34 protein-coding genes and 1 pseudogene are annotated in these 24,357 nt (G+C 36.8%); 32 read left to right on the top strand and 3 right to left on the bottom strand.

The window, feature by feature from the left end:
- Position 1 precedes the first annotated feature (1 nt).
- A complete protein-coding gene (locus ACK8P5_RS08735; RefSeq protein ID WP_422660552.1) occupies positions 2 to 811 on the bottom strand; it encodes a phytanoyl-CoA dioxygenase family protein in 810 nt (269 codons plus the stop codon).
- Between the two features lie 142 nt (positions 812 to 953).
- On the opposite strand from ACK8P5_RS08735, the gene ACK8P5_RS08740 reads away from it, so the two are divergent.
- The 15 genes from ACK8P5_RS08740 (at position 954) to ACK8P5_RS08810 (ending at position 12,731) form a co-directional block, all read left to right on the top strand.
- Positions 954 to 1,760, top strand: a complete 807-nt coding sequence (locus ACK8P5_RS08740; RefSeq protein ID WP_422660553.1) for a helix-turn-helix domain-containing protein — start codon at positions 954 to 956, stop codon at positions 1,758 to 1,760.
- Between the two features lie 29 nt (positions 1,761 to 1,789).
- A complete protein-coding gene (locus ACK8P5_RS08745) occupies positions 1,790 to 2,758 on the top strand; it encodes a Gfo/Idh/MocA family protein (RefSeq protein WP_422660554.1) in 969 nt (322 codons plus the stop codon).
- Between the two features lie 228 nt (positions 2,759 to 2,986).
- The gene (locus ACK8P5_RS08750) at positions 2,987 to 3,448 is read left to right on the top strand and encodes a hypothetical protein (RefSeq protein WP_422660555.1); all 462 of its coding nucleotides are present in this window, start codon (positions 2,987 to 2,989) and stop codon (positions 3,446 to 3,448) included.
- An 83-nt stretch (positions 3,449 to 3,531) separates the two neighbouring features.
- Positions 3,532 to 3,972 (top strand): PH domain-containing protein, encoded by a 441-nt coding sequence (locus tag ACK8P5_RS08755; RefSeq protein ID WP_422660556.1) that lies wholly within the window; start codon positions 3,532 to 3,534, stop codon positions 3,970 to 3,972.
- Positions 3,973 to 4,124: 152 nt separating this feature from the next.
- Complete coding sequence (locus ACK8P5_RS08760) at positions 4,125 to 4,571, top strand: hypothetical protein (protein WP_422660557.1); 447 nt, start codon at positions 4,125 to 4,127, stop codon at positions 4,569 to 4,571.
- A 56-nt stretch (positions 4,572 to 4,627) separates the two neighbouring features.
- Positions 4,628 to 5,488, top strand: a complete 861-nt coding sequence (locus ACK8P5_RS08765; RefSeq protein WP_422660558.1) for an aminoglycoside phosphotransferase family protein — start codon at positions 4,628 to 4,630, stop codon at positions 5,486 to 5,488.
- Positions 5,489 to 5,576: 88 nt separating this feature from the next.
- Positions 5,577 to 6,521, top strand: coding sequence for a serine hydrolase domain-containing protein (locus ACK8P5_RS08770; RefSeq protein WP_422660559.1), 945 nt, complete (start codon positions 5,577 to 5,579; stop codon positions 6,519 to 6,521).
- Positions 6,522 to 6,544: 23 nt separating this feature from the next.
- Positions 6,545 to 6,853: a hypothetical protein gene (locus ACK8P5_RS08775; protein WP_422660560.1), complete on the top strand. Its 309-nt coding sequence runs from the start codon at positions 6,545 to 6,547 to the stop codon at positions 6,851 to 6,853.
- 68 nt (positions 6,854 to 6,921) lie between these two features.
- On the top strand, positions 6,922 to 7,485 hold the full coding sequence (locus tag ACK8P5_RS08780) for a hypothetical protein (RefSeq protein WP_422660561.1): 564 nt from the start codon (positions 6,922 to 6,924) through the stop codon (positions 7,483 to 7,485).
- Between the two features lie 207 nt (positions 7,486 to 7,692).
- On the top strand, positions 7,693 to 9,729 hold the full coding sequence (locus ACK8P5_RS08785) for a peptidoglycan D,D-transpeptidase FtsI family protein (protein ID WP_422661419.1): 2,037 nt from the start codon (positions 7,693 to 7,695) through the stop codon (positions 9,727 to 9,729).
- A 234-nt stretch (positions 9,730 to 9,963) separates the two neighbouring features.
- Entirely contained in the window at positions 9,964 to 10,254 is a 291-nt protein-coding gene (locus ACK8P5_RS08790) for a hypothetical protein (RefSeq protein ID WP_422660562.1), read from the top strand.
- A gap of 167 nt (positions 10,255 to 10,421) precedes the next feature.
- The gene (locus ACK8P5_RS08795) at positions 10,422 to 10,802 is read left to right on the top strand and encodes a VOC family protein (RefSeq protein WP_422660563.1); all 381 of its coding nucleotides are present in this window, start codon (positions 10,422 to 10,424) and stop codon (positions 10,800 to 10,802) included.
- Positions 10,803 to 10,816: 14 nt separating this feature from the next.
- Positions 10,817 to 11,251, top strand: coding sequence for a hypothetical protein (locus ACK8P5_RS08800; protein ID WP_422660564.1), 435 nt, complete (start codon positions 10,817 to 10,819; stop codon positions 11,249 to 11,251).
- A gap of 366 nt (positions 11,252 to 11,617) precedes the next feature.
- The gene (locus tag ACK8P5_RS08805) at positions 11,618 to 12,133 is read left to right on the top strand and encodes a GNAT family N-acetyltransferase (protein WP_422660565.1); all 516 of its coding nucleotides are present in this window, start codon (positions 11,618 to 11,620) and stop codon (positions 12,131 to 12,133) included.
- 73 nt (positions 12,134 to 12,206) lie between these two features.
- A complete protein-coding gene (locus ACK8P5_RS08810) occupies positions 12,207 to 12,731 on the top strand; it encodes a GNAT family N-acetyltransferase (RefSeq protein WP_422660566.1) in 525 nt (174 codons plus the stop codon).
- Positions 12,732 to 12,833: 102 nt separating this feature from the next.
- Here ACK8P5_RS08810 and ACK8P5_RS08815 read toward each other — a convergent pair whose 3' ends face one another.
- On the bottom strand, positions 12,834 to 13,088 hold the full coding sequence (locus tag ACK8P5_RS08815) for an excalibur calcium-binding domain-containing protein (RefSeq protein WP_422660567.1): 255 nt from the start codon (positions 13,086 to 13,088) through the stop codon (positions 12,834 to 12,836).
- Positions 13,089 to 13,272: 184 nt separating this feature from the next.
- Here ACK8P5_RS08815 and ACK8P5_RS08820 point away from each other — a divergent pair, with 184 nt between their 5' ends.
- From ACK8P5_RS08820 to ACK8P5_RS08835, 4 genes are read left to right on the top strand one after another with little or no spacing between them, the layout of a single operon-like run.
- Complete coding sequence (locus tag ACK8P5_RS08820) at positions 13,273 to 13,851, top strand: DNA topology modulation protein (RefSeq protein WP_422660568.1); 579 nt, start codon at positions 13,273 to 13,275, stop codon at positions 13,849 to 13,851.
- Positions 13,848 to 14,318: a GNAT family N-acetyltransferase gene (locus ACK8P5_RS08825; protein WP_422660569.1), complete on the top strand. Its 471-nt coding sequence runs from the start codon at positions 13,848 to 13,850 to the stop codon at positions 14,316 to 14,318. The genes ACK8P5_RS08820 and ACK8P5_RS08825 overlap by 4 nt, the downstream gene beginning before the upstream one ends.
- Before the next feature lie 21 nt (positions 14,319 to 14,339).
- A complete protein-coding gene (locus ACK8P5_RS08830; protein ID WP_422660570.1) occupies positions 14,340 to 14,891 on the top strand; it encodes a DUF402 domain-containing protein in 552 nt (183 codons plus the stop codon).
- Between the two features lie 33 nt (positions 14,892 to 14,924).
- Positions 14,925 to 15,635 carry an alpha/beta fold hydrolase gene (locus ACK8P5_RS08835; RefSeq protein ID WP_422660571.1) on the top strand — a complete coding sequence of 237 codons (711 nt, stop codon included), beginning with the start codon at positions 14,925 to 14,927 and terminating at the stop codon, positions 15,633 to 15,635.
- Positions 15,636 to 15,735: 100 nt separating this feature from the next.
- Here ACK8P5_RS08835 and ACK8P5_RS08840 read toward each other — a convergent pair whose 3' ends face one another.
- The gene (locus ACK8P5_RS08840; RefSeq protein ID WP_422660572.1) at positions 15,736 to 17,358 is read right to left on the bottom strand and encodes a glycosyl hydrolase family 18 protein; all 1,623 of its coding nucleotides are present in this window, start codon (positions 17,356 to 17,358) and stop codon (positions 15,736 to 15,738) included.
- Between the two features lie 241 nt (positions 17,359 to 17,599).
- Here ACK8P5_RS08840 and ACK8P5_RS08845 point away from each other — a divergent pair, with 241 nt between their 5' ends.
- The 13 genes and pseudogenes from ACK8P5_RS08845 to ACK8P5_RS08905 all read left to right on the top strand — a co-directional run bounded on the left by ACK8P5_RS08845 (position 17,600) and on the right by ACK8P5_RS08905 (position 24,335).
- Positions 17,600 to 18,118 carry a hypothetical protein gene (locus ACK8P5_RS08845; RefSeq protein ID WP_422660573.1) on the top strand — a complete coding sequence of 173 codons (519 nt, stop codon included), beginning with the start codon at positions 17,600 to 17,602 and terminating at the stop codon, positions 18,116 to 18,118.
- Positions 18,119 to 18,142: 24 nt separating this feature from the next.
- Entirely contained in the window at positions 18,143 to 18,652 is a 510-nt protein-coding gene (locus tag ACK8P5_RS08850; RefSeq protein WP_422660574.1) for a GNAT family N-acetyltransferase, read from the top strand.
- Positions 18,653 to 18,675: 23 nt separating this feature from the next.
- Positions 18,676 to 18,951 carry a hypothetical protein gene (locus tag ACK8P5_RS08855; RefSeq protein ID WP_422660575.1) on the top strand — a complete coding sequence of 92 codons (276 nt, stop codon included), beginning with the start codon at positions 18,676 to 18,678 and terminating at the stop codon, positions 18,949 to 18,951.
- Between the two features lie 51 nt (positions 18,952 to 19,002).
- A pseudogene (locus ACK8P5_RS08860) lies at positions 19,003 to 19,335 on the top strand (SAM-dependent methyltransferase); the annotation flags it as partial.
- 598 nt (positions 19,336 to 19,933) lie between these two features.
- Positions 19,934 to 20,389, top strand: coding sequence for a histidine phosphatase family protein (locus ACK8P5_RS08865; protein ID WP_422661420.1), 456 nt, complete (start codon positions 19,934 to 19,936; stop codon positions 20,387 to 20,389).
- Between the two features lie 297 nt (positions 20,390 to 20,686).
- A complete protein-coding gene (locus ACK8P5_RS08870) occupies positions 20,687 to 21,565 on the top strand; it encodes a hypothetical protein (RefSeq protein ID WP_422660576.1) in 879 nt (292 codons plus the stop codon).
- Between the two features lie 7 nt (positions 21,566 to 21,572).
- Positions 21,573 to 21,779 carry a GNAT family N-acetyltransferase gene (locus tag ACK8P5_RS08875; RefSeq protein WP_422660577.1) on the top strand — a complete coding sequence of 69 codons (207 nt, stop codon included), beginning with the start codon at positions 21,573 to 21,575 and terminating at the stop codon, positions 21,777 to 21,779.
- A complete protein-coding gene (locus tag ACK8P5_RS08880) occupies positions 21,736 to 22,098 on the top strand; it encodes a GNAT family N-acetyltransferase (RefSeq protein WP_422660578.1) in 363 nt (120 codons plus the stop codon). The genes ACK8P5_RS08875 and ACK8P5_RS08880 overlap by 44 nt, the downstream gene beginning before the upstream one ends.
- A gap of 5 nt (positions 22,099 to 22,103) precedes the next feature.
- Positions 22,104 to 22,388, top strand: a complete 285-nt coding sequence (locus ACK8P5_RS08885) for a hypothetical protein (protein WP_422660579.1) — start codon at positions 22,104 to 22,106, stop codon at positions 22,386 to 22,388.
- 63 nt (positions 22,389 to 22,451) lie between these two features.
- A complete protein-coding gene (locus tag ACK8P5_RS08890; RefSeq protein ID WP_422660580.1) occupies positions 22,452 to 22,835 on the top strand; it encodes a hypothetical protein in 384 nt (127 codons plus the stop codon).
- 56 nt (positions 22,836 to 22,891) lie between these two features.
- Positions 22,892 to 23,383, top strand: a complete 492-nt coding sequence (locus ACK8P5_RS08895) for a GNAT family N-acetyltransferase (protein ID WP_422660581.1) — start codon at positions 22,892 to 22,894, stop codon at positions 23,381 to 23,383.
- 57 nt (positions 23,384 to 23,440) lie between these two features.
- A complete protein-coding gene (locus ACK8P5_RS08900) occupies positions 23,441 to 23,599 on the top strand; it encodes a hypothetical protein (RefSeq protein ID WP_422660582.1) in 159 nt (52 codons plus the stop codon).
- 217 nt (positions 23,600 to 23,816) lie between these two features.
- Positions 23,817 to 24,335, top strand: coding sequence for a hypothetical protein (locus ACK8P5_RS08905; protein WP_422660583.1), 519 nt, complete (start codon positions 23,817 to 23,819; stop codon positions 24,333 to 24,335).
- Positions 24,336 to 24,357 lie beyond the last annotated feature (22 nt).

Genomic DNA, 24,357 nt, shown 5'->3' on the forward strand with positions numbered 1-24,357 from the left:
ATTAATGTGGATAAACATTGTCGAACTCGATACCGCAAGGGCCGCCGTCCGGATTCGCCTCAAGGTCAACAGGGGTCCCGTCTGCACGGAATAGTGGACGGTAGTGTGTACCGATATGCGTCGCGGATGCATTGGCATAATGGCAAATAAAAGCACGTCTAAATTGATCTTTCGTCTTATTACGGTAGGACCCGTGAATCAGGTTTCCGTTGAAGAACAGTACATCACCTCGATCCATGATGGCGGGAATCGCTTTCTCCTCCTTAGGAGGTTTTACATAGTGAGTCGTAAAGGATTCATTCGAATCAGCAAGTTCAGGACACACGATTTCATAATCACTGGTCTTCGGAACAACAAGTAGTCCCCCATTCTCGAGTGTTGCAGGATCGATAGCTGTCCAGGCAGCAATACAATTACCGGGCTCTACTTGCAAGTAAAAATTGTCCTGATGTAGCGCCTGTCCGCGTGAGCCCGGAGGCTTGTAATAGAACATACTCTGTGCAGCCAGTGCCTCTTCTCCATATAGATCTTCGAGTGCATCCAGTACAGGTCTATGGAGCATATACGACTTGGCTGTTTCGTTAAAACGATGTGGATGCATGACACGAGGATAACGTTTCAGAGGATCTTCAGCTCCTGCATTCATATCAGGTTCGAAATGACCGGGAATATGCTGATTGCTTATGGCGTCAAATGTATCATCAATGATTCGAAGATCTTCTTCACTAAATAAACCTTTGACGATGACATACCCCTCAATTTGAAAATGGGATAATTGTTCTGGAGTTAGCTGTTTTAGTACTTTATTCATTATTTATTCATCTCCTTGTTTGTGCGAAATGATATTGTTCATTGACTTTAGCTTAAAACAATACATAGGGGAGAAGAAGTAGCATTTTGGCTATAAACTGCATGGATGCTGCTATAGCTTAAACAGAAGTGGAGGATGAAGGATGACTCCTCAATTCCAAGTAGACGATGATACAGGGACCCCGTATGGGAACATTTTATGTGGACATTTTGTAATGAATGATACCTATGTACTTCGCAGGCCTAAGGCTAGAGGTGACTGGTTAATGGTGTACACCCTGGGGGGAGAGGGATATTTTTGCACCCCGGAGGGAAGGAAAGAGACTCGAGCAGGACAGGTCACTCTCCTGCGTGAAGGCGTGCCTCATGAGTATGGGACCGTACAGGGTAAGCATTGGGATTTCGTGTGGGTGCATTTTCATAAACTCCTTGAAATGAGCTATTTACCACAAGAGGAAGTACTGGTCGTTCCCATATCTGATGAATATTCTCAGCAGAGGGTCATGTCCGCAATGGATCATATTGTATACCTGACAAGAGATCGTTCAGATTACTGGTATGCCTTATGTGAGAATTCAGTTCGAGAGATTGTACTGCTTATTGCACAGCAGCTACAGACGAGACGCGATCCAAGAATTGTGTCTGTACTTCAGAGATTGTCGCAGTCTATGCAAGAGGAGACTACGGTTGGAGATCTGGCAAAAGCAGTCGGTCTGTCTTCTTCCCGATTATCTCATCTCTTTAAACAAGAGGTTGGTGAGGGAATTATCGAGTATGTGAACCGAATGCGAATCAAGCAAGCGGCCTTATTCATGGAGCATATGGGAAGGTCAGCCACGGAAGCTTCATTAGATGTAGGATTCAATAATTATAATCATTTTGCAGCGCTCTTCCGTAAACAGATAGGCGTTAGTCCAAGGGCGTACCGGCAAGAAAAAGGAATGCGTTAAATATTATAATCGAAGGGTTGGGAAACGAAATGTCACTGAGCATTGGATTAATTGGTACAGGTGGATTTAGCAAGGTACATGCAGATATTCTTACTACAATGGACGGAGTGTCTGTTAAAGCGTTCGTTGGGACTAGCCTCGATAAGGCTGAAAAGGCAGCGCAAGGTTATGCTTCAGCCAAAGGTTACGGGGATATTGAGCACATGCTGGATGCGGCGAAGCCGGATGCTGTGTATGTTTGTGTTCCACCTTTTGCACACGGAGAGATTGAGCGCAAACTTGTTGAGAGAGGGATACCATTCCTCGTCGAGAAGCCGCTTGGTATTAATCTTGAAGCTCCGCAAGAAATTCTCAAAGGAGTTACATCTTCTGGCTTAATTACCTCTGTTGGATATCATCTCCGTTATACGGATGCGGCATTAAAGGCAGTGGAAGTGCTGCGTGATCGGAAGACGGGTATGGCGCTTGGCTACTGGATGGGGAATATGCCACTCGTTTCGTGGTGGAGAAAGCAAGATGGGTCTGGGGGGCAGTTCATCGAACAGACTACGCACATGGTGGACATGCTCCGCTTCTTGCTTGGCGAGGTGGATGAAGTGTACGCGGCATTCGCTCAGCGAGCCATGCATGAAATACATGATGGGGTTACCGTCCCGGATGTAGGAACCGTGACCTTGAAACTAAAGAGTGGGGCTGTAGCGACTATCTCGAATACATGCATGCTTCCGACTTCTGAAAAGGTGGGACTAGCCATTTATACCGATCAGGGTAGCGTTGATGTTCTAATGGATAAGCTCATAGTGAAAGAGAATAGTGGGTCGGTAGAGTATCCGAATATAGCGAATGCTTATCAACGGGAAAATGAAGCTTTTATTCATGCTGTACGAACTGGTGATACTTCGGGAATCTTGTCTAGCTATGAAGATGCTTTCAAGACGATGGAGATTACATACGCCGCGCAGCAGTCAGCGGAGACGGGAATGCCGGTGAAGCTATAAGTAAAAGAAAAGAAAACAGCAGTGAACTTGGAGATGGGAGTTTGCTGCTGTTTTTGTTGTATGGGTAGGTGATATTCCCGAAGTTTGTGGATATGGTAATATTGGAGGTGATTGATGTGAAATTGTATTCAATTATCAAAGACGATTTTGACTAGTGAACTCGAAGAAGGTCAAATATCCTCAAAATCCTTGAGAGAGTGATTAAAATTGCGTAAGTCTATGATATGCATGTTTCTACTATTAATACTAATGGGGTGTTCTGAAGACTCCCAATACAAGGGAATTGAATGGGGGACATCAAAAGAAGAAGTAAAGAAGATCGAATCCTTAGAGCTTTTAAATGAATCAGATAAGGAATTAGAATATAAGTATAATACAAACTTAGTTGAAGAGGCTGTACTTCGATATTCTTTTGATGCGAATCATAATGGTTTAATAAATAGAGTTGTAGAATATGATTTCAATAATGAGCAAAATGAAGACCGACTGAAAAACTTAAATCTTGTGTATGAAAAACTGGAAACTGAATATGGAACTGGTAGGTACACAAAAGATTCAGAGTTCCAGGGTTATAGTTGGGCTGTAGATGATACATATATTCGAGTAGTATTATCAGAAGGAACTAAGGGCTCAGTATTCGTTATTTATTACGATTATGAGCATTATAAGGCAATACTAAATAACAATTGAAAGGTTGATATGATGTATCAAAAGAGTAGATTACTTCGTGAATTTTCTTGCTATTAAGGCCATAAGAAAGGTGTGATTTATCAATGATTTACCGTTCAATAGTAGATACTTTTTTCATAATATTTATTTCCATAACGGTATTAATTACAGGTGCTGTAACGCTAATACCTCCGTTCATTGATAAAGAAGCATCAATATCTATCGTAATAACTATGTCCGCTATCTTTATGATTTCAGCAGGTTTTATATTATGGACAGCTTTTTCTATTAAATACGTTTTCTATGAAGATTATCTATTAGTGAAAGGCGGACCATTCAGGAGTAAAATCCCTTATCAAACCATAACAAAAGCTTCTCCAACGAACGATATTTTTACTGGTTATCGAATCTTATCTTCTAGGAACGGACTTGAATTATTTTATAAGTCGGCACTACTTGGTAGTGTGAAGATTTCACCAAAGGATAGGAAAGAGTTTATCACTGAGTTAAAAAAACGATGTCCAAATGCAGTAATTCAGGAATAAACCATTCAAGTAATTGATATTACGAATCTCCTTAATGGGGCTTTTTTTTATGCACTTTCTTCTACGGTTCCATAACCTTATTCCATTCTAAAACGTTACTATTTATAGAACGACAAAGCCAATAATGAATTGTTCAGAAAAGAGAGGGAGTTATGAAAAGCATCATTATAATCATAGTATTCTTGATGTTACTGCCTGATTGTAATCCAACCAGTTACTCACGCTCAAAAAGTAGTAAACCAATAGAAACGGCTTCAACAGGAACTCCGATGTACTTAGATGAAGGGCAATATGCAGGGGATCAATTGGAATTGATCAAACTCATAAACCTACGAATGAAATACTTGTGGGAAGTAGATGAGACAAGTTATATGAAGTTGTTTCATAAGGAAAGTCCGATTAGCGGCATTCCATCATTTAAAATTAAAAGTACAACATTGAGAAGTGAAATCACAATTCGTGAGCACAAAAATGTATATCAAGCAGTAGTAAGCGTCACTGAGTTAAGATATGACAATGCGGAGGAAGAGAATCCAACCTATGTTTTTCAAAAAGATAAAACTAAAGGCGCTGAATGGTGTATTCGAGATATCGATTAAGGGTGGAGAACCAAATCTCTAACAAAGGATGAAAGTTGATAATGAGGAATCTATTCTTGAAGGTTGAATGGACGACAAAGTCGAAGGAAATGGATGCGTTATTGGCTATGGATGATCTAGAGATCTTAGAATTAGGGTCAGGGATGGAGGCAACTGTATACAAAGTAAGTTCCACAATGATGAACCGGAGTTATGCGTTGAAATTATGGAATAAACGCCTTCCTACGGATGTGGAGAGGCAGTATCATGTGCTATTGCAATTACTTGAGGCAGGAATGTCTGTCTCCAAGCCATATGGGTGGGGACGGAATTTAAATGGGGAATATATCTTACTCACAAGTTACGATGGTGAGCCACTCCCTTTTAATAGCGTACATAGTAGTCATATGAAAGTAATCGCTCATCAGCTTGTAAAGATCCACAGTCTAAGACTATCTTATTTGGAGGAATACCTCCCCCAATATGATGACATTATGGGCTACTTCTTCCCTCGAAATGAAGTGCACTCTGACATCTTGGAGTTATTACAGAAAATTCTTGAAGATATTAATGTTAGAACGAATTGTCTCATTCATGGAGACTACAACCTTGGCAATATTCTAATCGATCAAGGGCGGTTTACTATCATTGATTGGACCAATGCTCAACAGGGAGATAGTAGGTATGATTTTGCTTGGGCTAGTTTCTTAATCAAGATTTATAATGGCGAGAAATGTTATGCAGAGTTTGTTAAAACCTACATCGAACGTATTCCTACGGATGACAAAGACGTTTATTTGTTTGAGATACTCGCATGTCTGAGATGGATTTGGCTCAGTCGTATAGCGCCCATTCCCTTACATAAAGATACTCTACATCGTGTGAAGAAATTTATAGAGGATCATAGAGAATTAGAAGACATTGTTTTAAAAATGTAAAAGATCAGAAATGACTTCGATTTTGAATTAATAAAGGCGCTAACATCATGTAACAACGAATAAACAAATAAAAATCGAGGATGAGAGAATGAATTCAAATATGCTTAATGATTTTGAACAGCAGTTGAAAAAAGCAAAGATCAAGAGTTGTCTTATGATAAGGGAAGAGCATTTGATTTTTGAGTACTACAAGAATAAAAAAGTTAAAGCTAATCCACAAAAAGTCAATTCGTGCACTAAAAGTATTCTATCCATACTTATTGGAATTGCAATTGATAAAGGATATATAAAAAGTATTTCAGAGCCAGTTAGTTGTTATTTTCCTGAACTCATTCATAATCTCGTTGATCCTAGGAAGAGATCTATCACGATTGAGGATTTGCTTACAATGTCGGCGGGGTTTGACTGGCCTGAATTCGGTGAATGGAATTACTTTGCTCCAATGGTGTTTAGTTCTGACATTGTGAAATACGTGTTTGAGCGAGAACTGCAAGATAATCCAGGGGATAAAATGAATTATAATTCTGGTTGTTCACATGTATTAACAGCAATTTTACAGAAGGCTACAGGAATGAAAGCTAGTGAATTTGCAAACCTTCATCTCTTCAGACCTTTAGAAATTACGAATACGAATTGGTACGAAGACAGTAAAGGTATTAATCGAGGCGCTGACGGCTTAACTATGAGTACTAATGATATGTTAAAGATAGGGACCTTGATTTTGCATGAAGGTGTTTGGAACAATAAATGTGTTGTGTCTGCAGACTGGTTGAAGAAATCCACACAACCTTATTATTTAACTTATGAATCTATCGGCCATTATGCATATCATTGGTGGGTAAGAGAACTAAATACCAAAAACGACGAAATGAGTAGAACTGAATTGATTTTTGCGTTGGGATATGGTGGTCAGTATATATGCGTTGTGCCTAAATTAAGAATGGTTATTGCAATAACTAGCGAGCTCTACGAGGATTCGATGAAACCATTAAGAATACTTGAAAAACTCATTGTTAATATCCAAGGGATTTAAAATAGAAGGGAGATTGATTTGATATGTCTGCTTGGCCTAATCTTGTTAGTCTTGTGTTTGGAATTATCGCATGGATTGTCCCAATATTTAATATGTCTAGATATGATGAACGTTCTAGAAATTGGACTACTCTTTCCATGGTAAGCATAAGTGCTTGTGCCATTTCGTTATTTTTCCAGACACTTAGTTTCTATGAACGTGTTAAGGCTGAAGATTGGACTGCTCTTAAGGATACAGTAAGTGTTATCGCATCTGTTCCAGCAATTCTACTCATCGGTACAATCACACTGAATGTAATTACATTATATGTATACCGTAAAAGGGCAGCGTAAAGAATGTCGATTTGAATGTGTGCCAAGATTAGAGAGTGGTGTGATGCTATAGAGAGGGTTTTTAAAATATGAAAAATAGAAATAAAAATGATTTTAATACTATAAGTTTACGCTTAAAACTCTTATTATTTTTGCTTCTGTTTGTGTTCATATCGGACACAACATTAATGTTACTAAGTTTTAATGACTATCGTTTTATATTTGATACCTCTGGATGGAAAACTCCTATTTTAATTAATTTAATATTTGTACTTTTAATATTTTTTATAACTAGAAAAAAAATAGTATGGGTACCGATTATTCTTTTGCTTTTTTTGTTAGTAGCAAATCATTTTGGCTTTTTAATTATGGATTGGCATTATACCCAAGTGGTCTCTCCTAAAGGTACGGAAACCCTAATTATAAAATACCGCCAAGCAACATTAGGAGAAAGTCATTACTCATATGAATTCTATCAAAAATCTTATTCTATCTTAATGAAAAAACACATTTATGATGACATGGGATTTATCATTTTTAATGGCCCTTTAAATGCTAGACAAGCATTAGGAATTGACGATGCTAACTGGTTGAATGAAAAAGCAGTCATCTTTGAAACAGCAAACGGTAGAAAAAAGATTAATTTATACTAAACTATGAGGGACTCCAAAAGCTTCATTAAATAGATCCTTGTCACAACTATAATATATCCCAAGCCCTTGCTATTGTTGGTTAGGGTTTTTTCTATCTAATAAAAATTGGTATACTCCAGTAAAAAAGGGTATTATTGTATCCTCATTCAGATAGGTAATATATAATAGATATAACTAAAAATTATCAAAGGAGAGTAATTAAATGTGATGCGTTTTAAACTATTACAACGAAAACAAAAAGAGAAAGATGTTACAAGTGAGCTTAATTTAAGAATGAATATATTCTTTTTTTCTACATTTATTATATTTTGCATCATTATTATTCGGCTTGCCATTCTTCAATTTGTTGAGGGTCCTGAGCTTACCGAGCAAGAGAATTCTGGTCGAACAAAAAATGTCCCTCTTCAACCGGTTAGAGGAAATATTATTGATGCTTCCGGAGTTCCTATAGCTTTTTCTAAGCCGTCAAATGCACTCTATGTAACTTTATTAAAGAATTACGATAACAGGACAGAAATTGGTAAGGAGAATCTTCCTGAAATTGAATCTATTGCAGAGGATATTTATCGAGTATTTGAGAAATATGGAGACAAAGAGGGAGAGAGGCTGTCAGTTGAAGAAATAGTAGCACAATTGGATATTCAATTCAAAAAACAAGGAGGATACGAACCCCGAAGGATAAAAGGTGATCTTACTGAGCAAGAAGTAGGCTACTTTTTAGAGAATAAAAACACCTTTCCAGGCATTGAAATTATTGAAGAGAATAAACGATATTACGATAAAGATAGCGTAGCTGTTCAGACAATTGGATATCTTAGGTTTTTCAAGGGTGTCAAAGATTCAGAAAAATATAAAATAATCGATGAACAAAACAAAAAACAAGAAGATCCTAGCTTAATATATACCGAAGACGAGTATGTAGGTAATGATGGTTTGGAAAAAATGTTTCAGGAGGATCTTCGAGGTAAAAATGGTTATATGAGCATACCTATTAATCCACAGAATATGGTTGATGGTGTCCCAACACTTATTCCTCCTGTGAAGGGTAATAATGTCTACACCACTATTCATAAAGAAATTCAGCTTCGAACTGAACAAGCAATTTATGATCAATTGAATTGGCTAAAAACAACACAATTTTCAGGACGTACACATCCAGAAGCCCAGACTGGATATGCTGTAGCTATGGAAGTAGATACGGGCAGCATTATTGCTATGGCGAGTATTCCAGACTACGATGCTAACGTTTGGACTGAGGGAACAAATGAGTGGGATAAAGTAAAGCCCTATTGGGGGAACGGTACAATAAGTCCCTATAGTTCTGGAAAGTCTGTAAATAATTTAGAATCTGTTATATTGCTTGGTTCTACTATTAAACCATTAAGTGTACTAATTGGACTTAATGAAGGTTTATTTAATGTGGATTCTTATTACCCTGATAAGGGATATTCTGAATTCGGTAGGGATAAAACAAGAGTTCGTAACTCTCAATCCAAAGTTTTAGGATCAATCGATCCCTCAGCTGCTCTCCAGAACTCTTCTAACGCTTTTATGGTCGATATGGTTGGTAGAAAATTATTTGATAAATATGGAGCCGAAGGAATAGAGGTCTGGCATAAATATATGTTGGAATTTGGACTTGGAATCCCTACCGAAGTTGGTCTTCCTGGTGAGTATCGGGGCAGATATGAGTATAAAAATATAAAACAAGCCGGAAGCCCACTAGCAGCATTAGCCTATGCCTCTTTTGGACAGTCTGGTAAATATACAACAATGCAGTTGGCACAATATGCTACTACACTTGCGAACAAAGGAAAACGTATTAAACCACAGCTAGTAAGTGAGATAAGAGATCAGGAAGGAAACGTCATAAAAAAGTTTAAGCGTGAAGTATTGAATGAAGTAGACTTTCCAGAACCTTATTGGAATGAAGTTATAAAGGGAATGAATACTCAAGGTATTAAATCATTTGAAGGTTTTCCATATGATTTCGCTCGAAAAACAGGAACATCACAGCAATATATTTTCGATAAAAAAATTAATGCTGATAATGGTATTTTTATTGCTTTTGCACCCCGAGAGAGTCCTAAACTGGCAGTAGCTGTTGTGATTCCTGAAGGTGGTTTTGGAGCTTATAGTGCTGCTCCTGTTGCACGTAAAATCTTCGATGCATATGATGAAATATACGGCTTAGACGGTACACCACATCCTAAACAGAAAGATACCGCAGGTCAGAAAGACTAGCTGGTAGGAGACTACTTATTGATAGAGGGAAACCCATATTTTTAATTACAGGTGCAAGTGGATCAGGAAAACAAGAGGTTGGTCTGATCGGATATTGAATAATGCATATACGGCATTTAGTACATAAAGAACCATGCTCGAAAGGATGAATGATTATGGTCGATTGGCGGCAAAGGGGGTAAAGAAACATCATAGCAAGATCCTAGGCTAATAATTTAGTAAAGGGTGATAAATTTGAAAATAAGATATTTTTTTGTGGTGGCGATGTTGTTCCTCAGTATGTCCCTTTTAACGGGGTGTGTGCCTGGAGATGGAGCAAATAATAATCAAGACCTTGCGGGATTCTTCTGGGGGATTTGGCATGGATGGATTGCTCCCATCTCATTAATCATTGGATTGTTCAACCCTGATATTCGAATATATGAAACATATAACTCGGGATGGTGGTACGATTTTGGATACTACATCGCGATTATAAGTGGTTTCGGTGGGATTTCACTATTTCGTCGCAATAAAAGAAAGTGATATTGATCTTGACTAAATTGCATGGTTGGTTTGATGAAAGAATGAACCGCTCGAAATGAGCGGTTTTCTAATGTTAAAGATAGTCGATTACGTAGGAGATAAGATACTGCGTTTGCAACGAAAAAGATTAACGATGAAAGATTAATAATAAAGGGAGGTTTACTAAAATGAGTAAAGCTACATTTTCCGGATCAGCGATGGTGCTTCTTGTGAGTGATATTGAGAAATCAATTGATTTTTATAATAGGCTTGGTTTCAAAGAAGAATTCATTGGTGGTCCAGATGTTCAACATGTACATATGACAAGAGATAGCGTAACGTTTATTCTCCATCAAGCACGTGATCCTAAAGATGTAAGATCATTTTCATCGGTTGAAGGTGGATTATATTTCGATGCTTTCTGTTATACCAATGTGCGTCAATTACTAGAAGAAATAAAAGATAAAGATATCCCAATTGTTAGAGGCCCTGATTTAAATGATTTTTTCAGTGAATTTACGATTCAAGATGTAGATGGATATAGAATTTCGTTTGGAGGAAATGGTTAGAAGGGATTCAGAACATGCAAAATTTCTTATTAGTTGTTTTCATTTTTGTATTTTTACTAGGTATAACTTCAGCTTTGATTTATAGAAAAAACACAGGGAAAACAATAGTAATTATATTAATTATGATGTCAATAAACGCATGTATCTTTTTTACAATCTTAAAAATCCATGATAATACCCTGAGGAAGGAAATAAAAAATGTAATAGCATCAAGAAATGGTGAGGTTGTGGATATTCGAAAGATTCAGATAGAAGATGCTGGCTCAACACCGTTTCATGATGAAGTTAGTAGCAAAAATCTTATATATAAAGTGGAATACAAAAAAGATAATCATTATTTTATTGCATGGTATAGAGGCGTCAATACTATAAATGATATACATAGTCAAAACCCTGGTAGACATGGAATGGGTATTGGTGAGAAATGGATATTTATAGAGGGTGAATAAGGAAAATCTAATTGAAGGCTGGTACCTTATTAAAATAGTGTACATAAGTATGGATTACTTAATTTGAACATCGGATGTATAATTACGGAAGCTGTAACATGACAAACACCTCAACCTAAGATAAAGCTATCTAAGGGTGGGGTGTTTTGTATTAGAATTAGAATGGAACTTTTAAAACATCAACCTGATAGTATAAAGTGACAACGCTATAAATAGGTTATATACGGATATTTCCCGTGCAATATTCTCAAGTATAATCGGAACTTTTTTAAAAGATTCCAAATAACTTGTTGATTTCATGTCCGAAAAGTAGTCTCAAAAAAAGTTAAATAAACGTATGTTTATGTACAAAGGAGAACTCTGAGAATGTATCTTGTGTGGAAGGATTATGATCAATCGTATGCGAACGAAATCAATCAATGGTTGAAACATCATGATACCTATAAGTATACAGAAATAGAAGACTGGCATGTCTCATATAAAAATATCATTGATGGAATCGATTTTTATTATGCCAATGGTTCTGACGGAGAGAAGTGCTACTACAAATTAAATGATGATTATTATTGTAAAGTGGTATTTGATCAAGAACAATTGATTGCTGTATTAGATGTGTATATTAATCCTCTGGGGACAGAAATTATCATAAACCCGATCATTGTTTCTCCCAGCTATCAAGGAAGAGGGTATGGGACTTTGATCATTAATGAATTTACCATACATAGGAACAAAATTCTCAAAGAAGGTGCTTTTAGCAAAATCAGCGTGGTCATAGAAAGAGGCAATATCCCCAGTATTAGATGTTTTGAAAAGTGTGGATTCATGTATGTGAACGATAGTGACAACGGTGCATTTTTAATATATGAGTATGAGCTTGTTTAGAATATCATCACATATTTTCTATGAATAATGGGAATTAATCTACTTATTGAGGTGAGATGATATGCCAATACACTTGGAAACTGAACGATTAAAATTACGTCCTTTCTATAATACAGATGCAAAAAGAGTTCAAGAACTAGCAGGAGATATAGAAGTAGCAAAGACCACTCTGGGGATCCCTCACCCCTATACTGTTGAACATGCGGATCAATGGATTTCTAATCACAGTCAAAATATTGAAGCTGGGACGATCTTTCCACTTGCCATCGTATTAACCAACAGTGAGGTTTTATTAGGAACTATGACATTAAGAGTAGATAAACAGCATAATAAAGGTGAATTAGCCTATTGGGTCGGAAAAGACTTTTGGGGAAAAGGTTATGCTACAGAGGCTGCTTCTTTAATAACGAAATTTGGTTTTTACGAGATTGGTTTAAATCGGATCTGGGCCATGGCGATGTCTAGTAATCCTGCATCGACGAGAGTTATGCAAAAAGTAGGTATGAAAAAAGAAGGAACTTTAGTAGAGCATATTAAAAAGTTTGATAAGTACGAGGATCTTGATGTTTATGGAGTCTTAAAGAATGAATTTATGTAACATATCGAAAGTGAGAAAAATATTAACCGCCACTTGGCAATAATGGGCGGTTAATATTTCGCAATAAATGAATAGAATACAATTATTGAAGGTTCAGTTCGACTATTTTTCACAGGCGATTAAATCTTTGTCTCGATCGAGTTTCTTATTTGCATTATAGAGATCTTTAGAAACATGAGGTTTATATTTGGTTTTACCACCTTTGTTTTTTACGGAAGAGGATTGGGCAACTCCACCTTTATAATCCTTGCGCAGTTCTGTGCAGTTTTTATAGGACTTAACGTTTGTAGATGCACTAACCGTAGTAACATTTAGAACCATAAGAAATGCGACACACACAATAGTAGCTTTTTTCATAATAATACCCACCTTTTAGATAATGAGTATATCTTAACTGGTATTCTTTTCTTGCTCAACTGTAAAATTAATAAGAACTAACATTTATATTGATGGGGAATCTGTTACATAGTGAACGTCTAACGGATTTATGATTACAGCCACTGTGAAAAAATAGTAAGTAAGACAACTCGGAGGTTATAAATTGTCCAGAATTATGATAGTCGGGTCGGGTGGATCGGGTAAGTCTACATTCGCTAAAGAACTTGGAGATATCTTGAAAAAGCCGGTTTATCATCTAGACGCATACTATTGGAAGCCTGGATGGACACCAACACCCAACGATGAATGGGATCAGTTCTTAAATGAAATCCTTTCAGAAGATGAATGGATTATCGATGGAAATTATGGGAGAACTCTTGAATTAAGAATGAAGAGGTCAGATGTTATTATTTTTTTCGATTTGTCCCCATGGATTACAACGTACAGAGTCATTAAACGAAGAATTAAGTACCATGGCAAGACTAGAGCGGATTTAAATGAAGGATGCCTAGAACAATTAGATTGGAATTTTGTGAAATGGGTGTGGAATTTTCGGAAGAATAAAAGACCGGAAATACTAGATAAGATACATAGGAATGGACAGAACAAGAGGATCATTATCTTTAAGGATAGAGCCGAGGTATCGAATTGTTTGAAAGCAATTAGGGTAGAGGGAGAAGGGTACTTCGAAGAGAGGCTATATAATCCTGCGAGATATTCACAAGGAGTTGAAATAGAATGATGATATCAAAAGTTGAAAATTCAGATCTAAAAGAAATTCTTGAACTTCAATACAGAGCGTATAGAAGTGAAGCTGAAATTTATAATGACTATACGATTCAACCACTTGTACAGACAATGGATGAGCTGGAATTTGAACATGAAAATCTCGTTATATTAAAAGCAACTGAAAATAATAAAATTATAGGCTCAGTTAGAGTAAGCGAAGAGAACGATGTTTATAAGATTGGTAAGCTGATCGTAGATCCAAGTGTTCAAAATCAAGGTGTTGGTACAAAACTTATGCAATATGTTGAACAATATTTTAATCACGTTCAAAGATTCGAACTTTTTACAGGTCACAGAAGTGAGAGAAATCTATATCTATATAAGAAGCTCGGTTATAGGCCGTTTAAACAAGAAGAAATAACTAAAGATTTAATATTAATAAGCATGTACAAGGATATTCATGAAGCGGAGATAAGTTGATAGTGTTCCCGGGGGTGTAGAATGAAGCGGAAATACGCAGATCGATTAGATTGGTATCGAGTATTAAGGAGAACCTATGCATGTGAATATATTGAAGAAGCTGAGTTTAGCGGGCATATTTCTCTAATCAGTATTGATCAAGTCAGTTCCCCGATAATAATAAGAATTGGTGATGAAAATCTCTGTCTTGCAAATGACGGATACTATTGGATGCAGCATTTTCCTGAAGGATCTAATTATTGTGTAACTACTATGCTAAATGAGAACAAAGAGATTATCCAGTGGTATTTCGACATATCGAAGAGCATTGGGCTGAATGAAGAAGGGGTACCTTACTGGGATGATTTATACATAGATATTGTAGTTCTCCCCAATGGGGATTTTTACATTAAAGATGTAGATGAACTTGAAGATGCCTTAAATGAAAAGAAAATTGACGAAGACGATTTTTTGCTGGCTAAGAACACATTGGATGGATTATTACAGGAAATTACATCTGATGAGAATCATATTATGAGGAATAGTATGAAGCATTTTGAATATCTATTAACTTCAAATATAGAAGGGGAATGAGCTTGTCGAATCCGAATAAAGGAAGATGAATTCATGAATATAATTACTAAAAACATTATTAACCATGGTCATTACATCCATTATGTGGATACTAAAAACGAATCAGATGATGCTTTAATTCCATTATTGATATGTCCGGGGTTGTCTGAAACTACCGAGGAATACGTAGACTTGTTGATTAATATTCTGCCGAGGAGAGGAATAGTTTTATCCTTTAGAGGTAGAGGTCAAAGCGGGACTCCATTAGATGGATATGATTTAGGGCAACATGTTACCGATATTGTATCGGTAGTCGATGATGCAGGAATAACAAGGTTTCATATACTAGGGAATTCACGTGGAGTATCGTATGCGTTAGGCTATGCAAGGAGCAATACGAATAAAGTCGCTTCACTAATCTTGATAGACTATCCTTTAGAGCATAAAGCGATGTCTGAAGATTGGGCAGATGATTATATCCATAATTATTTAGTACCATGTAATCGTATAGACAATATACGTCCTGCTGCTGTTCGAGGAATTCAAAAAGAATCAACACAGGAATCTTTACAATTTCACTATGAAGAACCGGTACTCGTGATTCGAGGTTTACTGGAAGGATCTTTGGTATCTAATCATGAACTAGAAAAATACAAGAATAGTTTTATGAATATAGAAATAGAAGAGTTTCAGAAAAGCGGACATGATATAAGAGTTACAGAAAGAGCGTTATTATATAAAAAGATAATAGACTTCATTGATTAAGAATTTATCACTTATATGTTTAATTAAAAAAAACCGCCAAGAGCAGCCGGATAGGCACTTTTGACGGTTATTTCCCTTAGGGGATAATAAGATATAAATGCTATTTGCTAGTATTTCGTTTCAAAACCTCATAATCTGCAGTCGTATAATTACCCATATACCACAGGGAAACCCCATGAAGTCCATAATACTTGGCCAACCAGATCTTGGCCTCAATGCTCCGTTCATCCTCGTACCAGATCACATGACTTCCACGGTCATCTTCAAATGTAATTTTCTCTAAAAAGTAAGGATAAGAAAATGCGGTTTTGCTTCCCGACTTAGCTGCTCGCTCCTCTACCAGTTTAATGGCTGGATTCTCAAGAGTCACCGTACCATCCTTGCGCGTAATCCATTGATTCGCTTGCTTCGAGATCCCCAGAACGATTTTCTCCTTAGGAATATCCTTAAGAACAATCTGGATGGTTTCATTGACTAATGGAAGCGGGGCCGAAGGCAAGTTGCTCTCCAAATGAGTATAGTCATAGGCCATCACAATCACTTGATCCGCAATTTGACCGATTTGACGTAAGTCATAACCTTTGTACCATTCCGTTGGCGGGACTGCTACCGATAAGGTGAGTCCATCAAGACTTTGACTTAATGCCTTCAAAAAGTCTACAAAAGCAGATCGTTCTGAAGCATTCAACAAACCTTCAAAATCGATAGAGATCCCAGTAAAGCCATACGTATTATTCTTCATTGTATCTTGGACGGATTGAATGAATGCCTTCTGCGCCGGAAGATCCTTCAGAAACTTGCTTAGCTTTTGATCCTTGTTATCTGAAAATACACTAAGCTCTTTCTGGACTTGATACTGGTCAGCAACCTGGATAGCAGACTCCCAGCCTTTCGGTACAGAATAAAAACTACTATTCAGGTCTAGTGAAGCTGTTCCATCTGCTTTATAAGACAGTTCGGACCAACCGAATTTCACTTCATTCATGAACTGCATCTGCTGAGCCTGTTTGAAGGATTCAATAGCGTAATATCCAATGCCTGCTACTTCCGTTTCCTTCATTCGTTCATTAATCATGCGTTCGATAATGACCGCAGCTTCTTTGCGGGTAAGGGAGGCTTTGGGTCTGAATCTACCTGCTTCATCACCAACCATCATCCCGAGCTGGGCACTGTAATAAAGATCTGCTTGATAGCTTGTATCAATTTGAGTAGCGTCTTTAAACTTTCGTTTATTGGCTTCTGCCTTCCAGCCTGAGTTACTCCATGTATCCTGCTCCTGCTCATCCAGTTCTTGAAGCAGCATACGTCCGGTGAGTACAGCGACCTCTTCGCGTGTAATCTCTTGTGTAGGTTTAAAGCGATTATCCTTGATCATAAAATTGATAAGGTCTTGATCATAAGCACTCTTAATATAAGGATAGGACCAACGTTTTGGGTCCTGCATATCTTGTAATTTCATCGACTTTGCTGAAGTGGATCCAATTTGAAGCGAAGCCATTAGCATTTTTATAAAAGCTTCTCTAGTCAGCACCGCATCGCCTTTAAACGTACCTTTTCCCATACCCGAAATCACACCTACTGCAGATAGCTTGTAAATACTGCTGGCAGCCCAATCATTCGAAACGTCGGAAAAAGCCTTTGTCTGTGCGCTATATGCCATTGTGCTGCTTGAACCTGCACAAAGCATAATACCCATCGAAAATAAAGCGATTTTTTTAAGCATATTACCCTCCTAATGTTCACTCTCTAAAAGTTTAAAGTCTCGAAAACTCTCAGATATCTGTGATAGAATCATACAAACAGCTCACAACTAACCCTTATTCTACCATTACGAACATGTTCTTTATAGTATTATTTTACATGTGAGATTGTTTCGCTGATCATCTATGATTCAAAAACAGGTATTAAATGTTATTTGATGATGATCTACTAAACTTTGAAGCTAAAAGAGAAAGGGTGGCAATATGAATATTTTACAGAGTATTATAGGACTGCTGATTTTAATTTTTGGAACGGTAGCGGGCGTGTATTCAGGGAACCTCCTCATATTAATCATTAGTTTTACTTCGGGATTTTTACTGATATCTCTATCTAAATTGGTCGATAATCTAACAGATATAAACCATAAGTTACTGGGTTTGCCTTTTACAACAAGTCAGTTAAATACAATCCTAAAATATTCACCTCAATATTATGTTGAGTCTCCAACGTTGGACGTATATCCGGATAATGAAACCTTGTATCCATTAATTAATTTAGAGAATGAGTTGTATATAAAAGCAAAAGTATTCTATAAATATCTGAGTCAAAATGAACATCAATACACATTCAGTTTGCCAGAGAAAGGGGCCATAGTTCTTAATTGTTCATCTGCGTATTATCAGGGGGTTGATTTATTCCAATATGGAGAGCAAGTTCTGGTGAAACTATCGGTTCTAAAGTTGAATATATCAATCTATAAAGATCGTTTAATTCTAAAATAGAAAACTTGAAGGGAACGGATTGGCATGGTTGTATTCCCAGATATCGAGACCCATAGACTCTACCTTAGAGAATTGACTTTATTAGATGTTGAATCTGTATGTAAACATTTCTCGGACCCCAACGTAACACAGTATATGGATATTGAGCCATGTAAGACAATGAATGAAGCAGAAGAAATCATTCAATTCCATATTCACGATTCAGGGTGTAGATACGGAATATTTCATAAAATGGATAATAAACTCATTGGTACATGTGGTTTTCACTGTTGGGTACAAGGGGAAGAGCCCAGAGCCGAAATCGGGTTTGATCTATCGAGTGATTTTTGGGGGCAAGGATTCATGAAGGAAGCTCTCGCGGAACTCATTAGGATCGGTATTAATGTTATGAAGCTTCATTATATTGAAGCAACAGTTGAGCAAGAGAATATTCGGTCACAACGACTTTTACAAAGCATGAATTTTACAAAACATAATGAGTTGAAAGACGGTCTTTTCTATTACACATTCATAGCGATGGATACTAAATTATAGATTACGATATGAGGGGGAGAATGATGAAAAATTCAAATCTGATCATGACTGGACTAATTCTAATTATAAGTTTTTTAGTATATCAAATATATGATATGAAACAAGAGGTGAAAAGGGTTGGTTCCTCTCAGCCACAAATATCGTTCCCGAATGGATTTGATATTTATGGTCAAGTGACTGGGGGGAGTAGTCAGGATGGGTATTGGCTTTTTAAAAATGATGAGAAAATATTATATTATTTTTATTATGATCCAGAAACGAATGAAATCGTAAAAACGGAGCGAGGTATATATGATTGATATTTCAAGTATTGACCCCAAACAACCCATTAAGATTATTGTTGGAGCTTCAGACCTGGTGGATATATTCGTTGTGCTGTTCCGGATGGATATTTCAGGAATGAATGGTATCAGAACATAGTGCAAGTGGGTGGGCCTGGACCCAAAGATCACCCAGCAGCGAGCCATAAAATTGTACATAATTACAAAACACTTAGCAAGTTATTCAATGAGGCAGGTTTTACTGTCAAACTGCTTGAGTACTGTGATGAAGCGGGTCAGTTTCATTATAACGAGTGGGATCCAGAAGAAGGTTTTATTTATCGATCGTATCGTTATGACCATAGAAATAATAATGGAGAATTAGACTTTGTATCCTTAATCATAGATGCGGTTAAGGGATAGATGGAGGACAATAATGAAGGGCTGCTTAGCTTGCCAAAGTATTCATGTCAAACAAACCAGTTCATATGTAACTAGATTATTACTGTCGATTTATATATTCTTATCTTTTTATTTTTTCACGGGGAGTGTAGATTACGGAGCGCTAATTGCTTTGATACCGCTCTTTATTCCTTATAGATTTGTGTGCTCTGACTGCAAAAGATACTATTTTAGGATGCCTGCATTCAGGGGTTACCATAATTTAGGAATAAGAAATATTCAAGATAAATTAGTTCTAGCAATGCTACCTTCCATGCTTACAATTACACTTTTAGTATATCATTTTCCATATACTGGCCTTCAGCGCATTGTGTATTTAGTAGGGATATATTTTATCAACAGTATGATAATCTTTATTAGTTTATATAATTCTAGAAAACTAAATAAAACACTAAAACTTTTAGTAGGGGTATTGACCATTCTAACGACTGTTTTGTTCTCTGTGCTATCTTATCCACAAGATTCAAGGGAAGAAATCTTAGATCTGATATTCAATTAATACATTTTTAATTACTTTTTATTTATTTACTGCATTCATCATTCATCACTCAAGTGAAGGCTGGTAGGAGCATATCATGACGATCATTGGACTAATTTAACGAGGGCTTACAAAACATCCGAAATGATAAGCGCAGCTTTGGGGATTGACTCTATTACTACAGATGAGCGACTTAGGGAGATTAACTGCGGGCTTATCGAAGGGACAACTGAAGAAGAGCGGATCTTACAATGGGGAGAGGAGTGGCGCCTCAAGGATATCGGAATGGAGCCCTATGATGAAGTCGCAATGCGAGGAATCGAATTTCTCTATGAGATAAGCATTCAGCACCCTGATCAATATGTTCTAATCGTGAGTCACGGAGCGCTAATAGGGTTGACTTTACAACGACTATTACCTGAGTTTTTCACCAAAACATATATTGATAATGCGGCATTAACCGTGATTGAACGTAATAGAGATAATATTTGGCAATGTAATCTGTATAATTGTACAAAGCATTTGGGAAGCAGATAACCTTCTGGATGAATTTAGCGGCCCACGCCATAATGCATTTTCTTTATTTAGAACCGCCATAATGGCGGTTTTTGTAAGGAGTACATCTATTGCCTCAGGCATTGGGAACTCCGCTCGTGATCGACTAATCATTCGGCGTGAACATGCTTATTTGCTGCCTAAGGGCAAAGAGCTACCTTTTTATCCAAAAGGTCCAGTTTTTCGGATCAGTTAAGAAAGAAAAACTCCCTTCTTCATGCGTAGAAAGGGAGTTTGTTGTCATAACTAACTTGTTTAACACTTATAAGGAGCTGCGTAATGAACTTAAATCATACCAGATTAATTCTAGTTGAAGGAATACCAGGGTCGGGTAAAACATCAACAGCAACGTATATCAAGGACTGGTTGGAGAGAGGTGGAATACCCACTCAATTGTATCTCGAAGGTGATGTAAATCATCCAGCGGACTATGAGTATGTTGCTTGTCTTGGGATTAAGGAATATGGAGAGCTGAAGGACAAGTTCCCAGAATTAACGGATGTATTAGATCAGGTTACTGATGATGTACAAGAATATAAACTAACTAGCTATGGAAAATTACAGGAGCAAATTGATACAGAAACCTATAAAGACTTAATCGATGCGTTAAGACAATCGGATGTATATAATCTTTCCCTAGATCTATATCAAGAGTTAACTGTTGAAAAGTGGCAACAATTCGTTAGAGAAGTTCAACAGACTCGTGAAACGGTGGTATTAGAATGTTGTTTTATGCAAAATCCGGTTACGATGATGTTTGGGCGATTTAACTGCCCTGAAGAGAAAATCATAGACTTTATTAAAAGGCTAGAGCAGATCATAATTCCCTTGAATCCTAAGCTCATTTACTTCTATCAAGATGATATTAGATCAACCATTGAACGAGTTAAAAAAGAGCGTTCAGCAGAGTGGCTGAGACATTTAATATGGTATTTTACGGAACAAGGGTATGGAAAAGAAAATGAATATCAAGGCTTGAATGGAGTCTATGAAGTGTTGAAGAAACGAAAAGAATATGAGTTAAATATTGTAGATCAATTAGATATGAATACAATATCAATGAATAATTCTGCATTTCATTGGGATGTTGTATTACAGGACGTAAGAGATTTCTTGCATGGAGAAGACGGAATGACCAGAACTTTAAGAGAGGAATAAAAGGAAGATGTTCCCGGTACGTAAAACCCAAAGGTTGGTCCTTAGACAATTGCGGCAAGAAGATGCAGCTGATGTATATCATTATTTTTCAACGGATGAAGTAACGGCGTTTTATGATTTGGATCGTTTTACAGAGGTACAGCAAGCAGAAGATTTAATCCAGTTTTGGAATGATAGATTCGATACAAGGGATAAGATGGGGAATTACGCTTAGATCAGAAGATCGGGTTATTGGAACGTGTGGGTTTTTTAATTGGTCTAAGAAACATTATAAGGCTGAAATAGGGTATGAATTATCACCTGAATACTGGAGCCGAGGGTATATGACCGAAGTACTAGAATCTGCTATTGATTTTGGGTTTAAAGATTTGGGATTCAATCGAATCCAGGCTTTGATACATCCTGAGAACGTAAAATCTAGGGGATTGTTAGAGAAATCAGGATTTACGGAAGAAGGATTATTGAATGAGTATTACTTTAAGAAAAACAGATTTGTGGACGCGGTAATATTCTCTAAATTGAAAAAGGAGTGAAGCTTATGAGTGCTTCTGATGTTGATAATATTTTTCAACTCTCTGAATTAGGGTTTAAGGTCATTAGTATTTTAATCATCGTAGCGATAATTATAGGGTTAATTGCTTTATTCATTTTTTTCCGAGTTTTAGATGGGAAGAAAGTTATGTTGTTCGGTTTGCAGTTCATTGTTCTAGGTTTTGTTTTCAATGCGATTGCTGATTTTCGGATGTATTATCCTAGCTTAAGTTTCATTACCATCTTCATTGGGATAATCGTAAGTACTATTGGATTGTGTAAGCGGGATTAAGTGTGTTGAGGAATTGGCTTGTTTTGCAGAACATACTTTTGAATCAAAAAGAGAGGAGTTCAAATGAAATCTTTTAGAATATTCGCTGTCTTATTCGTTGTGTCAGTCCAATTCCTGATATCTGGTTGTGCACAAGATAATAAAAGTCTAATACTTGGAGTCTGGGAAGGTAATCAAGCAACTCAGAAAGTCGGAAGTGATGAGGAGCATTTTAATTATTTAGAAATAACCGACACTACGATTCATGCTAAACATTTTAATATGGTAGCAATCGAAAGTGGAATACCTCAAAAGAAATTTAATGATGAAACAAAGGATATGAAATATGAATGGAAATCAGAGAATGAAATTTTAATAGAAGACTCATTATTTGAAGTAGAATTAAAGAAAAATGAAATGATTTTAAGTAATGAGAATATTGAAATAAACTACTCAAGACAGCGTTAAGGGCATGTAGTCTCGATTTCATGTCATTTACTGGGAATGACTGGAGGAAGAGCACATTGAAGATTTCTCTTAGTAAGGCAGGTTTAACCGACGCTTCTGATATTCTTGAAATGCAAATCAAAGCATTCATGCCCTTGTTACATAAATATCAGGATTATGAAACAAGTCCTGCGAATGAGACCATTGAACGAATAATTAGTCGAATGAATCAATCATTCTCGGAGTATTACATCATTAAAAACATCTCTAATCCTGTTGGTGCTATTAGAATCATCAGAAAAAGCAATAAAACATACCGTATCAGTCCTATATTTATTCTACCGGAACATCAAGGTCAAAGAATTGCTCAGCAAGTATTTGCAATGATCGAAGAAATGTATAATGACGCAATCGTGTGGGAACTAGATACCATTCTGCAAGAACACGGAAATTGCTATCTATACGAGAAGTTGGGTTATAAGAGAACGGAACATATAGAAGTGATAAATGAAAAAATGACAATCGTGTTTTATGAGAAGCATATGACCTACCTGGACGTGAACATGTAAACACTATAAGATAATAATTCAAAACCACAAGAAACAATAATGAAAGGTGCATCTATGATGAAATCAATAAAAATTATGATATTCGGTGCAGCATTAATTTTAGTTAGTTTATTCATTCAAGGAGAACCGGGAATAAGATTTTATGGAAATGAAGTTTTTATTGGGGCTATTGGATTCATTCTAGTCTGTGTGGGCCTCTTTATGAAAGAGGAGTAAGAAGATTTTTCTGTCGCACCTAGTTGCTGACTTTGCGTGGGCCTTACTGACTAAGATGAGAGCTATCTAGGTCAGTTGGGTAACACTTACTTTGGACATTTTTAGAGATTTGATAATATTAATTTCATATAACAATGTGTTATCGATCTTATTGTATTTGTATAATCAATGAATAGTGGATGACAGTAAGAGCTTATCGAGGGAGGGGAAATTGATTATGCAAGCAATGCAGAAAGTCGCAATGATCCTTGTGAGCATTGCTGTGGCCTTGATGATTGTTGTACTCGTAAATAGCAATTATACGATTAAGACCAGTTCGGAAAACTATAGGGAGTCTTCAGATGCAAACATTGAGATATTCCCACGCTCAGAAGAACAAGCTTCCGAAACTCCAACATCTATTAGAGAAGCAGGGAGTATAGAAACTAGGGACGGCAAAGATTTTTTTATAAGGCTCAGTGGTGAAGGGAGCAATAATTTTGGAGAGCTGCCGTTTAGAAAAGGAGAGTCGTTCACACTTTCAGTGAGTAGTGAAGAGGTAAGATCACTAGAAATTGGACTAAAGTCTATTTCGACTGAAAAAGTGTACAAAGAACTCGTGAGAGAAGGAACCGGGTCCGTGGTCATTTCTATTCCAGAGGACGGGAAATACCGAGTCTATATAAAAAATAAATCTTCAGATACTGCAGAATTCAAGATGATCCTTAGTAAGGCAATTGAGGGACCTATCGTATAGAGAGAACGGGAGGAGTAATTGA

Origin of the sequence: Paenibacillus sp. EC2-1, from assembly GCF_049311625.1 — a bacterium.
Classification (GTDB): Bacteria; Bacillota; Bacilli; order Paenibacillales; family Paenibacillaceae; genus Paenibacillus_AQ.